This is a genomic window from Allorhodopirellula solitaria, assembly GCF_007859855.1.
Lineage (GTDB): Bacteria > Planctomycetota > Planctomycetia > Pirellulales > Pirellulaceae > Rhodopirellula > Rhodopirellula solitaria.
In genome coordinates this window covers 31,760-47,319 of the sequence record NZ_SJPK01000008.1, presented here as the reverse complement: position 1 = coordinate 47,319, position 15,560 = coordinate 31,760, and the positions used below count along the sequence as shown (strand labels likewise).

7 protein-coding genes are annotated in these 15,560 nt (G+C 57.8%); 6 read left to right on the top strand and 1 reads right to left on the bottom strand.

All coding sequences use genetic code 11. The features are described 5' to 3' along the window. Positions 1-31 precede the first annotated feature (31 nt). The 4 genes from CA85_RS15565 to CA85_RS15550 all read left to right on the top strand — a co-directional run bounded on the left by CA85_RS15565 (position 32) and on the right by CA85_RS15550 (position 9,529). Positions 32-3,136: a DUF1553 domain-containing protein gene (locus tag CA85_RS15565; protein WP_146392263.1), complete on the top strand. Its 3,105-nt coding sequence runs from the start codon at positions 32-34 to the stop codon at positions 3,134-3,136. A 10-nt stretch (positions 3,137-3,146) separates the two neighbouring features. Then, positions 3,147-4,601, top strand: a complete 1,455-nt coding sequence (locus tag CA85_RS15560) for a DUF1501 domain-containing protein (protein ID WP_146392262.1) — start codon at positions 3,147-3,149, stop codon at positions 4,599-4,601. A 442-nt stretch (positions 4,602-5,043) separates the two neighbouring features. Further along, positions 5,044-6,537, top strand: coding sequence for a hypothetical protein (locus CA85_RS15555; RefSeq protein WP_246112842.1), 1,494 nt, complete (start codon positions 5,044-5,046; stop codon positions 6,535-6,537). Between the two features lie 10 nt (positions 6,538-6,547). Continuing rightward, positions 6,548-9,529 (top strand): PVC-type heme-binding CxxCH protein, encoded by a 2,982-nt coding sequence (locus tag CA85_RS15550; protein ID WP_186774980.1) that lies wholly within the window; start codon positions 6,548-6,550, stop codon positions 9,527-9,529. 273 nt (positions 9,530-9,802) lie between these two features. On the opposite strand, the gene CA85_RS15545 is transcribed toward CA85_RS15550, so the two are convergent. Next, positions 9,803-10,039, bottom strand: a complete 237-nt coding sequence (locus CA85_RS15545) for a hypothetical protein (RefSeq protein WP_146392260.1) — start codon at positions 10,037-10,039, stop codon at positions 9,803-9,805. A gap of 2,491 nt (positions 10,040-12,530) precedes the next feature. Between CA85_RS15545 and CA85_RS15540 the strand changes: the two genes are divergently transcribed. Next, complete coding sequence (locus tag CA85_RS15540) at positions 12,531-13,277, top strand: hypothetical protein (protein WP_146392259.1); 747 nt, start codon at positions 12,531-12,533, stop codon at positions 13,275-13,277. Between the two features lie 458 nt (positions 13,278-13,735). Beyond that, positions 13,736-15,166, top strand: coding sequence for a cytochrome B6 (locus tag CA85_RS15535; protein WP_222435458.1), 1,431 nt, complete (start codon positions 13,736-13,738; stop codon positions 15,164-15,166). Positions 15,167-15,560 lie beyond the last annotated feature (394 nt).

The following is a 15,560-nucleotide window of genomic DNA, read 5'->3' as shown; positions in this document are numbered from 1 at the left end:
GTTGCAACATCGCATCCCCATTGAGATGACCATGCATAAAACCGGCTTTCATCACGACAAGAATAACGCAGGTTCGCAGCAGCCGATTGCATTCCTGTTGTCGCTGCTGGTCGGGATCGCCTGGGCTTCTGCGGCAGTCGCAGAAGAGGCGGATCTCATCCGTTTCAACGAACAGATTCGACCGATCCTTTCGGAAAACTGTTTCGAATGCCACGGTCCCGATCCGGAGAGCCGCGCCGCGGACCTGAGACTCGATCAGTTGGAGAATGCTGTTGACTATGGCGCGATCGTGCCTGGTCAACCGGATGAAAGCGTCCTGGTCGAACGCATTCTCTCCGACGACATCGACATGGTCATGCCGCCCGAAGAGTCGCATAAGACCCTCAATGAGCATCAAAAACACCTGCTCACCGAATGGATTCGTCAAGGAGCGAACTATCAGCTGCACTGGTCATTCGAACCGATCCCGGCCGACCGGGACGAATCACGGACAGTAGATAACTTCATCGACGAAACTCTGAGAGAGAAGAGTTTGACGCCATCGCCCTCGGCGTCGCCTGAACGTTGGCTGCGACGGGTGACGCTCGACCTGACCGGTCTTCCGCCCACGCTCGCCGAGATCGATGCGTTCTTGACCGATGATTCAACCGAGGCCAAAGCCAAGGTTGTCGATCGTCTCTTGGCGTCCACCGCATACGGGGAACGGATGGCCGCAGAATGGCTGGACGTGGCCCGCTATAGCGACACCTATGGCTACCAGGTTGATCGGGACCGTTTCGTTTGGCCGTGGCGTGACTGGGTAATTGATGCTTTCAACCGCAATCTGCCCTACGATGAATTCATCATCGAACAGCTCGCTGGTGACTTACTGCCCGATGCCACCGAAGATCAAATTTTGGCGACAACGTTCAACCGCTTGCATCCGCAAAAAGTGGAAGGCGGCAGCGTGGAAGAGGAGTTTCGGGTCGAGTACGTCATCGATCGAGCGCAAACGGCCTCAACGGCTTTCATGGGGCTGACTTTTGAGTGTGCCCGTTGCCACGATCATAAGTTTGATCCGCTGACCCAGAAAGAGTTTTTTCAACTCAACGCGTTCTTCGCCAATATCAATGAAGCGGGGCTGTACTCCTTTCACACCAACAGTATTCCCACGCCCACGCTGAGGTTACCCACCGACGACCAGCGTGAACAGCTCGCCGGGGCGCGGCAAGCGGTGGCGGATGCCGAAGCCAAGCATTCCGCTGCGGTGAACGCCATTGACATCGAGACGACATCGGCTGGAAACAATCTCAGTAGCCAGCTCTCTTTCCTTTCGACCGCGTCCCAGAACTTCGATGAGGAGGCGGCGAAGAAGTTGCCCGGTGAGCGGGTCGATGGGGTGCGAGGCTCTGCTGCTCGATTGTCCGGGGATGCGGGCGTCTCGGTCGGCCCAGCCGATTTCCGTCGTTGGCAGCCCTTCTCGGTGTCGCTCTGGCTGCAAACACCCGATGTCAAAGACCGCGCTGTCGTCTTCCATCATTCCCTCGGTTGGACCGATGCCGCCAGCCGTGGTTATCAACTCTTGATTGAAGACGGGAAACTGTCCGCCTCTTTGATTCACTACTGGCCCGGCAACGCCATCAGCATCCGCACCCACACGGATGTCCCGATCGGACAATGGCAACATGTCGTCATCACCTATGACGGTTCGAGCCGAGCGGCGGGACTGCAGATGTTCATCGATGGAAAGCTGGCCGAGTGTGAGATCGTCGAGGATTCACTGACCAAGGAGATCACGGCCGGTAAACAACACAACATCACCATCGGTGAGCGCACCCGTGACCGCGGTTTCACCGATGGACTCGTCGACGAGTTTGAGGTCTACGATCGCAGGCTCACGTCCGCCGAAGTGGCGCTGAGATTTCAGCACGAGTCGCTCGAGTGTCTTGAGAGCCCCGACGCTATTTCCGAGTTACCCGGGCGGCACCGCCGTGAGTTCCTTGCCGCGTACGCTGACGAGTCCTGCCGAGAATCGCTCGCCCAGCTGGCCGCAGCCCGAGAGAAGCGAGATGTGCTGCTCGACTCGATCGACGAGATCATGGTGATGCGAGAATTGCCCGAACCCCGCGACACTTACGTGCTCGGCCGGGGCGTCTACGATCAACATCAGGAGCGGGTCAGTCCGGCAACACCCGCCGTATTGCCAGCGATGGCCGACGACGAACCGCGCAATCGCTTGGGGCTGGCGCATTGGCTGACGAATCCAGACCACCCGTTAACGGCCCGGGTGGCTGTCAATCGATACTGGCAGCTGCTCTTTGGCCGAGGCTTGGTCGTGACCACGGAAGACTTTGGCAATCAGGGTTCGCCGCCTTCACATCCGGCGCTGCTGGATTGGTTGGCCCGCGGATTCATCGATTCGGGATGGGACGTCAAAGAACTGCTTAAAACGCTGGTGCTCTCCAAAGCTTACCAGCGCGACTCAGTCGCCACCGGCGACGCTCGCCAAACCGACCCCGAAAACATCTGGTTAGCACGTGGTCCGGCGGCGCCCCTGACCGCTGAGATGATCCGCGACTCGGCTCTCGCCAATAGTGGCTTGATGGTTGGCAAGGTTGGAGGTCCGCCGGCGCGGCCGTATGAATTGGCCGTAGCGTTCAAACCAGTCAAACCCGACAAAGGGGCAGGGTTGTATCGGCGCAGCCTCTACACCTATTGGAAACGCACATCGCCTGCGCCCGTGATGCTGGTCCTCGATGCATCGATGCGGGATGTGTGCCGGGTGCGGCGTGAGCGAACGAGTTCACCGTTGCAGGCGATGGTGCTGCTCAACGGACCGCAGTATGTCGAGGCTGCTCAAGGCGCAGCCTCCGAGGTGCTTCAGGACGTTGGAGGCGATGCCGATGAGGACCGGCAAGTCGAACGGCTCTTTCAACTCTTGACGAGCCGCCTGCCGACGGAGCGGGAGAAGACGATACTAACAAGCCTCTACCAGGACCAGCAGCAGATGTTCGCGGCGGACAGGAAGGCTGTGGATGAGTACCTGCAGATGGGCGAATTTGAGCCCGGCGATAGACTCGACAAAGTCGACGTCGCCACACTCTCGATCGTGGCGCAAGCGATCATGAACTTGGACGATTGTTTGATCAAACGATAGGGAGCTGACGATGAGTTTTGACATACCTGGCAGCCGACGGCAGTTCCTCAATCATTTCGGCATGGGACTCGGCGGCATGGCACTGGCCGACTTAATGTCCACCCCCGCAGCGGCGAATGTCGGTGACGCAGGCGATCGCAAATCTCTGCCGGAGAACGCGGCGCTCGCCGCGCTGCATCATGCGCCGCGTGCCAAACGAGTGATCTATTTGTTTCAAGCCGGCGCACCCTCACAGATGGATCTGCTCGACCACAAACCGCTGCTCAACGAGTTGCATGGCACGCAGTTACCCGACGAAGTGCGCGGCGGTCAGCGATTGACCGGCATGTCGGGGAACCAATCGAGCCTGCCGCTGGTCGGATCGCCGTTCCAATTTGCTCAGCACGGACAAAGCGGTGCGTGGATGAGCGAATTGTTGCCACACACGGCCAAGATCGCCGACGAACTCTGCATCGTCAAATCGATGTACACCGAGGCGATCAACCATGGACCAGGCGTCACGTTCCTGCAAAGCGGCAGTCAACTGCCTGGCCGGCCAAGCATGGGCGCGTGGTTGAGCTATGGGCTTGGCGCTGAAAATGAGAACCTTCCCGCCTTCGTCGTCCTGCTGACGAAGAACAAAGGCGGCCAACCCCTGGCGGCCCGTCTCTGGGGTTCGGGGTTCCTGCCCTCGGAACATCAAGGCGTCCGATTTCGCAGCGCCGGCGACCCGGTGCTCTATCTCCGCAATCCGGCTGGCGTGAAGGCACCGGGGCGACGCCGGATGCTCGACGCAATGAATGAGTTGCACCAACTCAAACTGGAGTCGGAGTCGGATCCTTACGTCGAAGCTCGGATCGCTCAACATGAATTGGCGTTCCGGATGCAGATGTCGATCCCAGACGTCACGGATATCTCCGGTGAATCGCAGGCGACTCTGGATTCCTACGGACCCGACGTCGGCGAGAACGGCACGTTTGCTTCGAACTGCCTACTGGCTCGCCGGTTGGCTGAACGGGGCGTGCGTTTCATTCAGCTCTATCACCAAGGCTGGGACCAACACGGTGGCCTGCCCAAGCAGCTTCCTGTGCAGTGCAAGGAAACCGACCAACCCGCTTCAGCGCTCGTCAGGGACCTGAAGGCTCGGGGGATGCTCGACGAGACACTCGTCGTTTGGGGCGGCGAGTTCGGACGCACGAACTACTGCCAAGGCACGCTGACGGCGAATAACTTTGGCCGAGATCATCACCCGCGTTGTTTCACCATGTGGATGGCGGGCGGCGGTGTCCGACCAGGCGTCTCGTATGGAGAAACCGATGAGTACGGCTACAACGTCGTTGCCGACCCAGTTCATGTGCACGATTTCCAAGCAACGCTGCTGCATCTGCTCGGCATCGATCACGAACGTTTAACGTACCGCTATCAAGGTCGACAATTTCGCTTGACCGACGTACACGGTCAGCTCATCCAGCCTATACTGGCGTGACCCGTCGTCGCACCCGCGAACCTACCGTGGTGGGTGATCAATAGCTGGCGACTTTGGAGTGGACGAGTTCTTGGGACTAGCGAGTTTGTCGTATAAGCACCTGCACAGAAGCTCTTGCAACAATCGAATAGACTAGCCGATGGGCGCTAGCCCCGGTTGCCGGGTGAAACGCGAAGCGTTTCGAGAACCGGGGCTAGCGCCCACCGGCTAATTAAGTACGGAAACTTATGCACAGGTGCTTACGAGGCGACGAGTTCTTGGGACGCAGGGCTCGTCGCCTCCTGTTGATCATCCATCAGTTTGCGTCCCCGTTTGCTTGCCACACGCCGAAGCGACGTTTTGAAAATTAGATAACCGCGGCATCGATACGCGTTCCCCTGTCAGCTCGTTACCTCGCCCGCTAAAACCAGATAGGGTTCCCCCTTTCCCAAGGAGTCTGACGATGAGATTCGACCCGATGGCCCAATCCCCACGCCGCATAGCGGTGAAGGGATTCATGCTCGCGATCGTGTGCTGTTGTAGCTGGCAATGGGACGGCCACGAAACCGCGACTGCCGCAGAACAGTCCGAACCGGTGTTCCGAGCGGGCGCGGCCAAAGTGGAAGTCAAAACACCGATGGGGATGCCCATCGTCGGAAATTGGAATTCGCCACCGGCAACGCATGTCCATGATGAGTTGCATGTCCGCTGCTTGCTACTCGATGACGGTCAGACCCGTATTGCATTTGCGATTTGTGATAATGTTGGGATTCCCCGTGAGGTTTTCGACGCCGCACGCAACCTGATCGATGCCGAGACGGACGTCGACGCTGAGAACGTGTTGATGGCGGCCACGCACACGCATAGCGGCGTCTCGGCCCGCGACACGCGCACCGTCGATGGCGAACAGATCCTCAGCACCTACCAGCAACTGCTGGCCCGGCGGATCGCCGACGCAGTTGTGAATGCCGAGCAAAGATTGCAACCAGCCAAGATCGCTTGGGGGAGCGTCGATGTCCCTTCGGAAGTCCACAATCGGCGGTGGTACGTCAAGGACGAATCCTTGCTCGACAATCCCTTCGGTGGAGTCGACAAGGTTCGCATGAATCCGCCGAGCAGCAGCGATGCGTTGATCAAGCCCGCTGGCCCGACCGACCCCGAAGTATCGTTCATTAGCGTGCAGACAAGCGATGGCGCGCCGCTCGCATTGCTCGCGAACTACTCTCTGCACTATGTCGGCGGAGTGCCCGCTGGCGAGATTTCAGCGGACTACTTCGCCGCATTTTCAGAGCGGATTGGCGGCTTGTTAGCCGCCCAAGGCGACGCCGATTTCGTGGGCATCCTCACCAACGGGACCAGCGGCGATGTCAACAACATCCCCTTTGGCAGCAAAAACCGGACTTCCAAAGAACCGTACCAGCGGATTGAGGAGGTATCGAAGTTGGTCGCCGAAAAGGTCGCGGCGGCCTGCCAGTCGATCCAGTACCAAGACTGGGTGCCACTGGCGAGCGCCCACGCGGAATTAACCCTGGAGATGCGAAAACCCGACCCAGAAATGCAGCGATATTTCGCTAGCCTTCAGGGTGCGGGCCGCGATCCCGACAACATCCATCGTCACGCCATGACGTATGCCAAGCGAATCGAACGCTTGCAAGCCGGTCCTGATGAATCCACAATTCTCTTGCAAGCCTTTCGGATTGGTGATCTTGGTGTGATGTCGATTCCTTTCGAGGTGTTCGCCGAAACGGGGCTGGACCTGAAAAAACGCAGCCCGCTGCCCGATGCGTTTACCATCGAACTGGCCAACGGCAGCTATGGATACTTGCCCACCCCGCGGCAACACGAACTCGGTGGCTATGAAACATGGATGGGCACCAACCGCGTCCAGTTGGATGCATCCGATCGGATCACCGACGTGCTGCTGTCGTTGTCGCAACAGATTGCCCCCAATGATTGAGAGCCTCGCTATGCGAATGACCGCTGTGGTAGTCGCGATCGGCATGCTGGTCGCAACCGGACCTCTCGAAGGTCAAGTCGTCCCCCGGCATGCTGCGGCGGGTTCTGTGGACCATTCTCCCGCTCAAACAGCCCGGCAACTTCAGGTTCGCGACGGCTATTCCGTGAAGCTTGCTTCCGCAGAGCCGGACGTGATCGATCCGGTATCGGCGGCCTGGGATAGCCGTGGCCGGTTGTGGGTTGTGGAAATGCCCGACTACCCCCATCCTCGCCCCGATCAAACTGAGCTTCATGGTCGGATCCGTGTGCTGAGCGACCGTGCAGCCGATGGTCGATTCCAGCAGGTTACCACGTTTGCAGATGGACTGAATTTCGCGACCGGAGTTCTGCCTTGGCGTGAGGGCGCGATCGTCACCACGGCGGGCGAAATCGCTTTCCTGAGTGATACCGATGGAGACGGTCGGTCGGACACCCGTGAAGTCTGGTTCTCGGGGTTTACGATCGGCAATGAGCAGCTCCGAGCCAACCATCCCACGCTCGGCCCCGATGGGTTGGTCTACGTTGCAGGTGGGCTTCGCGGCGGAAAAATCTCGGCGGTATCGGACCGATTCGATTCTGCAAAACCATCCGTCAACTTGCAGAACCGAGACTTCTATTTCGATCCACGCGGTGGCCGCTGGGGCACCGTTTCGGGAAAGAGCCAGCACGGATTAACAATCGATGATTTCAACCGGCGCATCGGCTGCAGCAATCGCAATCCGGCGATCGAGTCCACGATCGCTGCCGATGTGATTGACCGGGATCCGCGTCTGAATGCTGCCGATGGAATCGCCGACATCGGTCGGGCCGGGTTCGAATCTCGTGTCGTTCCGATCAGTAACGCGTGGACGACCAGCAATCTGCACGCCGGTCAGTTCAGTGCCGCATGCGGTGTCAGCGCACCGGGGTGGACCAACGGTGCCGATGCAGAATGGCTGCTGGTCTGTGAGCCAACCGGGTCGCTGGTGCAGCGACAAGCCTTGCAACGAACGAAGGGGAATTGGCGGAGTGAACGGGAGGACGAGGAGTCCGAATGGCTGGCCTGCGCCGATGACTGGTTTCGGCCAGTCGACGTTGTGCCTGATTTCGCTGGCGCGGTACTGGTCGTGGACATGTCCCGGGCGGTGATTGAACACCCTCACTGGGCGCCCCCCGAGCTCAAAAATCGCCCCGATACGTGGGACGGGAACGACCAAGGGCGAATTTGGTTGGTTTGCCCCGGTGAGGCGGCACCGCAGGTCCACTCGATTGCAGGGGATGATGAGGCCCTGGCAGCCATCACCGCTGCGGATCCACTGCGGCGATCCTTGGCATCATCGTACTGGTATGCCAGCAGTTCTGGCGAAGAAAAACCATCCGAGAAAGTCCTCCAATCGCTCTCGATGATCCTGAGCGATCCCACGACCTCTCCCGCCGGATTGGCTCGAACGGCACAACTGCTCAATCGATGGGATCAACTCTTTCCCCAACAACTCGCCCTGCTCAGGGCCAGCAACAACGCGCGAGTCCGTTCACTCACCGTTTCGCTGCGAGAACAGAATTTTCCCGACGCGGCGCCCTTGCTGAGTATTGATCAGCTCGCAGGTTCACTGAACGATTCTTCCGTGCTCGTGCGACAATCCGCGTTGCAGTCGATTGCAGCCTCGATCGAGCCAGCCGATTTGGATCGCGGTCTGATCGAATCATTGTTGAAGCTGGCCCGCCACGACGCCGAACACAAGCGAATCTTGGATCTGCTCGTGGCGATGCCCGGTGACTGCGCCGCCGAACTGCTCGCCGCTGGTCTCCAGACGATGCACCCGACACCGGCACTCGTCCAGAGAGGCTGGATGTTGCGTGCCGCTGCCAAGCAACCTCGTCACACCGCGGATGTCCTCGCCGACTGGATCGAAAATGATGCCCGCATGGGTGAGCAGGGTGCGGGTGCGGACGCGGAACTCGCCTTGCAACTGGTGACAGCATGGAAAGCCGGGGCGGCGACTCATGCCTTCTCGCAATCACAGGACAACGAGACGTCTTGGACTGCCGATCGTTTTAAGAAAGCGTTGACTCGTTTTGAAACGGTCGCTCGGGTCGCGAGAGGGTTGCTCGTCGATGACGCGCAATCGACGCACACCCGGCTCGATGCACTTCAGTGGTGCAGCACAATGGACCCACTGCCCAGCGAAACACGCCAGCTCGTCGAGCCCGGCAATCCGGCCGAACTCCGCGCGGCGGCCTATGCGGTACTGATGCAGCGAGATGCGGCCTGGTGCCAGGGGTATGTTCTTGACCATGCCGACGAGATCTCGCCGTCGGATCGAGGAGCAATCGTGTCGGCAGCGAAACGGCAAACCAGTTCAGCGTTATGGCTATTGGACGCCATGGAACACGACGCACTCTCGCGAACGTTTGTTGATCCAGCGTCCATGGATTGGTTTCGAAACCATGCCGACGACAGCATCTCCACTGCGGGCAAACGAATCTTTGCCCCAGCAGGGGATGTGGTCGCCGCGATGCGTCAGTACGCGCCCGCCGTGGATCAGATCGAGTCCGCTGATGTCGAGGCGGGCCAGGCACTCTTTGTCCAGCACTGTGCGAGCTGCCACCGGATCGACGGGGTCGGCCACGAAATCGGCCCCGATATCAGCGACAGTCGAACGAAGACACCCGATGCCATCCTCGCGGCCATCTTGGACCCCAATGCGGCGATCGACGCGTCCTTCGTGAGCTACCATGTGGTTACCGCTGACGGGGAAGCGATCACGGGACTGCTCGCTGGCGAATCGAGCGACGCGGTCACGCTGCAACTCGCCGGCGGGCAATCACGCCGCATCGATCGCGACGAGATCGAAATTCTCCAGACGTCCGACGTCTCGCTGATGCCCAGTGGTCTGCAACGAGTCCTCGACGTGCAGCAAATGCGCGACCTGATCGGGTACCTCAAACGCTGGCGGTATGCCGCTGCGCAGTAACCACCGCCCTCCTCCACGGCCATTTCCAGTGCGAGCTTTCGCGGCCCTCAGACTGACCGGCACTGACACAACCGCACCGCATCGCCGCAGTTTTCAACGAGCGGAATCTTCGCTTGTCCGCAGGCCAGGTCAATGATTTGGTCACCAATTTTGCTTGACCCCCGAACCGAACCCCCTCATACTCAAACGACGCCAACTGGCGATAAGAGTCCCTCGAACCGGCGATAGCACTTCCCGTGTCACCAAGGGGCCCGAAGGTCCAACCGGCGATAATTACCTGGTTATCAACGCCTGATCAATAAGTGACGCATTTTGCGAAAGCTTTTCTGTGGTGGACAAGGCGAGGAGCTGTAGTTCCCCCGTACTGGACGAGGCGACGAGTCCTTGATTCTCCATAGGTTTTCCTACGCCGAAGGCGTTGAAGAAAATAGCCGGTGGTTTGAGCGGAGCGAACACCACCGGATAGGTCGCCAAACGCAAACGCCAACCCCGAATGGGGTTGAAGATCATTCACGACGGGATCTGCGACCCACTTCGGGGTCGACGTTCCACTCGGTGTTTCCTTTATGTTACTTTACATCGGCTTCTCTCGAACTGCGCGGCGTTGCAGCGCACGGGAAGGCGAAGGCACACCCTGATTATCGCCCCGGTGGCCCCTTTCGTTTCTGCGAGTTGTTCGCAGATCGAAGGTGCATCAACATTTTTTCTGTTCAATGCGCGCCCCTATCCACATGAACCAACCTGAACCCGACAAGCTATTGCTTGTTCAACGCATCTGAAGTGATTTATCGTCATCTGATGCCATTCCATTACCTGACTGGCTTGATTCTGAAGCTCATCCGCAGAATCAGTGGGTGAAACAAAGGAAGAAACCAGTCGCTTCGAGGCTAAATTCAAAGTTCACAGAGAGACTCCAGACGACAACTCCCGCCCCCCAGCCCAGCGGGCGGCAGATGAACTGCCGGTGGCGTCAGCCACCTGTGGTTGGTCAATCGGAAGCATGCAAGACCGGAGGTCGACACATTCCGCCCAGATGGTTGGGTGCACGGTTTCTGTCGCCCGCTGGGATTTCAATCCATTGCGGCCGGATTGCTCTCTCTCATCGCGTTCTGGCATTGAGTCGCACTCGTACTTTTTGCTGCGACTGACGGACTGGGTGATGATCGGCACGGCGAACTGACACGAACGCTCCATCGCATCGTGTCGATGCTGACCCGCCTGACCGCATGCCCGGAAACTGCGGCCGAGCCCGCCGTCGAGTACAATGCTGGAATCGAGTACGAGTACCGCGATGCTGAGTACGAGTAAGATGGTGTGAACAATCTAGAACAATACGCTGCACAAGAGCGGCGAAGCTACGTTTTTTGACAATGGAAAATCTCTGGTCGCCGCGCCGCGGTCGCTGACGTTACCCGACTCAGACAACTCATTCCCTCTCCACCATCACGGATGGAAGCAATGTTGCTACGCAAGCTAATCATCGCAACTTCGATCCTCGTCAGCCCTTCTTTGTCTCACGCGTTAACAACTGAGGAGGTAGTGACCCCAGAAAACATCCGAAAAGCGGGCAACGGACTTGCCGTCACCGTAACGAAGCATACAGACGGAGCTCTCACTTTTTGCGTGTCTATGACTTGCATAGAAGGGGAACTTGCGTTGCTTCGATCTCACATATCGGATGGTTCAGCAACCTATGCCCACAGCACTTGCTTTGTTTCTCCGCTTAAGGGAAGGGCGACTGCGCAGGTAACGATACCCGAAAAGTTCTTACCTACGTCAAGCTTATCATTCTCGTTCGTCCGCTCGCGGCGAACAAACGAAAGCGAGCGTATTTTGATGTCGGGTGCAAACGTTTACTACATTTCGCTCGTTGATTTTTCGTCCCAAGTGGCGACGATAACACCGCCCCCCGAGAAACCGACGATAACAACGCATCCCGCGCCGGTCGTCGTTTTGCGAGACCCCAAAACTGACGAGTAACCAAACCAAATGCTAGGCATCTTCAAACCAACTTGCCCCGTAGACGGTACGACCAAGGATTGGATCGAACGCCGCTTCGACTGGCTGACACACCTGCGTCCCGATGCGAAAGCATACGTTTCGCGTGGCATTCGATACATTACGAAGGTTCAAGATTGCGGTTACCTTCCCGCCATTCAACGCGGCGGATAATCACGCGATCGGGATAGTGCCGCGGTTACCCGGGCCCCCTCCCACTCCACCTAGCACGCGGGTCCGCTGCTCGGACGGTTTGTTGCTTCGGGGCAAGGGCGTACTGCACCCAAGGACGGCTTGCGCAGTTTCACAAATGGAAAACCCACCCTCCGTGCTAGGTGAAGGCCGCCGATTTGGCCACGAACGTATGACTCGATACCTTGTCGCTATCGGCTGCATGTCGATGCTCGTTCTAATTGTCGCCGCTGCAACGTCGTACTTGCAGGCTGTTGCATCCGCCGAAATGCACGAGGCTGTGATGCGTTCTGATCTTTCCGGCGTGGTTCTTCTCGGAATTGAGTGGCACCGAATTCGCGTTTTGACTCCTGGTTGACCTACACAGTGTGGTGGACTTTCGTGCCATTCACTCCTGCGTTCAATGATTTCTTGCTTGATTCGAGAGCAGACGATACACTGGCGTGCGGCAGAAAAAACGGACTCGGGCAATGCGGGAACACGGCTCTGGCAAGGGATAGCGCGGCAGTGGTGCGACAGGTTCTCGAGGGGAATCCTTTCGTCGAGGACTTCCTTTTTTCGCTCATTGGACGCAGGATTAAATTCCTGAAAAATCCAACATCCTGGAGTCCAGCCACAGAAGTCCGCGAAGAACCTGTTAACAAGACTTAAATTCAGCACAGGGGACTAAGTTCCGCAAGGGACCGCCCCCCCACAAGACCACGCCCATGCTGGGCGTTCATGCAACCGAGCAGCGAAGTCAAGCATTCCGAAGTGGATGACCAACTGTCGCCGCCGACTGATCGGCAACGACTATGTGGACAAAATATAGATGACAACGGCAACGATAAAAGTGAACGCCGACCGTGTGAAGTACTTTCTGGTCGCGGTGCTCGTAGTCTGGCAATTTGGATTGAATTCTCTACTGACGATTGCTGGACTCACGGATTGGAAGCTAGGCGTTCTTGCGAAAATGTTGTGGGGCCTGAACCTGCTGTGGGTTGCTGGAATCGGCGCTCTTTCTATTCGTTTTCGCGAGCGTGTTTCGGCGGTCGGTCGGACGATGAAAGGGAATCGGGTGGTTTCGTTCTTCGGTTTCGTCGTGATACTTGCGTTGATTGAGGAAGCGATCACTACTGCCATGACCAACTGCGCTCCGCTCTTCGGAGCCCAGATCGGTGAGGTGTACCTTACCGCTTCGGCGAACTATTTCGACGTTGTCCTGTTTCACAGCGTAGTCGTGATGCTTCCGCAGTTCGCTGCTTGGGGAATACTGCTTCAACGGTATGAATTATCCCCGTTTGCAGCCTTCCTGTGCTACGGTTTCACGGGCTTCATTAACGAAGCACTCTTCTCAGGTCCAAATCCCCTTCAGCTCGCGCAATGGATCCTCGTCTATGGATTACTGGTCTACTTGCCCGCCTACCTGTTTGTCGGCACCAGCGGCAGACGACACGTAGACTGGTGGTTTTATCCAGTTCTTGTATTTGTTCCGGTCATCGCATCATTGCCCGTTGTCGCATTGCTGCTGCTAGTCATTGCACCGGGGCATCCCAGTATCCATTTTCCGCCGATGTAGCTGCCCCTTGGAGCGAGTTTGTCGCGGTGCCCCCATAACCAGCAAGCCTTTGACATCGCGAGGTACAAGCCGATATTCAAGGGTTTAGTTCAGGAAGCCCGGTTGATGATGGGCAGTGTACACTGAAGATCATGACACCATTCGAGCCCTCACGGTGGTGCTTTTGACGGTTCGGAGTTTGGACGACAGCACGACGGCATGTAACAGCACCGAACAATGGGTTGCAATAGAGACGGGTTGCAACAGAGACGTGCGTCACGCGTTTTGACGGTTCCAACATTTCGCGGCCGATCCCTGGCGTTCATGATTTCCGACGACGGGTTCGCACAGGCCGATCGCATCCCAACGCTGTCCAGGCGTCTGGCGATCACCGAGTACGTCACGTGGCACTCTATTTGCACCGCGAAAGCATTTGCACCCGCCAACGGTGATCCGATCCAGTATGAAAGGGAACCACGATGATGCGACTTCTTAAACTCGGCACCGTGAGCCGATACGCTTGCCTGTCCGTAATGTCCGGAATCTGTTTTACCGCTGAGGCGCAGTCGCCTGGGTCGGGACAGCCGAAACCGGTCGACCTGCCCGATCAGACCTACATGCCGGTCGTCATTGATGAGGATTTCCAGACGACGTTCCAAGCCGACAAGCAGCAGAAACCCGATGTCATGGACAAGCAGGGCCAGTTGCTGAAGCAGCGCTACGAGCTGGCCGATAACCCGTCAGACGTCATGATGTCTGCTGGGCGAAAGCCGGTGCAGCAGGGTGCTCGAGTGAAACTGCCCGATGGTCTTTCATGGAGCGATTTGGCGGACATGAAACCAGAGGAAATCAAGCAGAAGAATCTTTTTCCCATGGGCTTCCGACCGCTGCCGCACACCAAACACCCGACGGGCGGCCAGGTTTTCCCACAGGATCAAATCGATGCGATCGCTGAGGCGGAGAGTCGAGATCTCGAACGGTTCGACGTTGAGTTTGATCTACCCACGCACTTGACCCCCGAGTTCCCGCCCCCAGTTTTCCTCACCACCCGCCCTGATCTGGGCGATGTTTCGCAGGGGAAAGTCCTGACGATCAAGAACTACTATTCCCTCCTCAAAGGCTGCCTCACGCCTGTGCAGATGGAAGGAATGCGGTTGCTGCTGACCCCCTTCCCCCAACAGCAGTTCAACCAGACCGAAGATCGCAAGGTAGAGGAACCGAGTCTCGGTGTCAGCTGTTTGGATTGTCATACTAACGGGCATACCAATGCTGCCTTCCACCTCAACCCTGACACCCGACCGCAGGAGGCTCGTTTCCGTCTCGACACAGTCAGCCTACGCGGCTTGTTTAACCAGCAGATTCACGGCTCGAAGCGTTCGCTCCGCAGCGTCGAAGACTTCACGGAATTCGAGCAGCGGACAGCCTACTTCGATGGCGATCATGTCATCGCGGCCAAGAAAGGCCTGCACCTGCCCAAGCGTTCCGAAGCAGTCGCGATGATGGCGCAGATGCAAAACATGCTTGATTTCCCGCCAGCCCCGAAGCTGGATGAATTCGGCAAGCTGGATCCCGAGAAAGCGACCGAGCTAGAACTCAAAGGTCAGCAGGTTTTCTTCGGCAAAGGCCGCTGCGTCGAATGCCATGAGCCCCCATTTTATCTCGACAACAAGATGCACGACCTGCACTTGGAACGATTCTATGAACCGGAGATGATCGGTAGCCAGTACAACATTGCCGACGGACCGATCAAAACGTTCACACTTCGCGGTATCAAAGATTCGCCGCCGTACCACCATGATGGACGACTGCTGACTCTCGAAGATACCGTCGAGTTCTTCAACGTGGTGACGCAGTTGAAGTTGACCGACGACGAAAAAACATCGCTCGTAGCGTTTCTGCGCTGTTTGTAGGGCTGATGTCCTAAATCGGTGAGCCAGGTGTGCTGGACTCTCAGGTCATGGTGGTGTCAATCTGCCAGGCCGATCGCGGCGTAAGAAAACGAGTGGAGAATCAAGGACTCGTCGCCTGCTGGTCATTAGCCGCAGGCATCCCGAGGGACGTCGATGTACTGACTGCAGCTTTTCGCTCGGCGTTCTTGAGCCCCAACGGGGCGGCTGTATGAAAGCCCAGGGCATCGCCCTCTTTATCCTACACATCTTTTTTTAGCCCGTTCCGAATGCAATATAGGCTTCGCGGTACGCCTGCAGTCGCCGCAGTCCACGCCAGATTACGGTGGAACCGGGCGGTCCTTGCCCTGTTTTGTTCAAGTAGCCGCCCAACTGCGCCAACACCAGCATGAACTCG

Excerpts from the sequence above, each read along its gene's own strand:
- CA85_RS15565 (WP_146392263.1), top strand. The coding sequence starts at position 32 with ATGCATAAAACCGGCTTTCATCACGACAAGAATAACGCAGGTTCGCAG.
- CA85_RS15560 (WP_146392262.1), top strand. The coding sequence starts at position 3,147 with ATGAGTTTTGACATACCTGGCAGCCGACGGCAGTTCCTCAATCATTTC.
- CA85_RS15555 (WP_246112842.1), top strand. The coding sequence starts at position 5,044 with ATGAGATTCGACCCGATGGCCCAATCCCCACGCCGCATAGCGGTGAAG.
- CA85_RS15550 (WP_186774980.1), top strand. The coding sequence starts at position 6,548 with ATGCGAATGACCGCTGTGGTAGTCGCGATCGGCATGCTGGTCGCAACC.
- CA85_RS15545 (WP_146392260.1), bottom strand. The coding sequence starts at position 10,039 with ATGATCTTCAACCCCATTCGGGGTTGGCGTTTGCGTTTGGCGACCTAT.
- CA85_RS15540 (WP_146392259.1), top strand. The coding sequence starts at position 12,531 with ATGACAACGGCAACGATAAAAGTGAACGCCGACCGTGTGAAGTACTTT.
- CA85_RS15535 (WP_222435458.1), top strand. The coding sequence starts at position 13,736 with ATGATGCGACTTCTTAAACTCGGCACCGTGAGCCGATACGCTTGCCTG.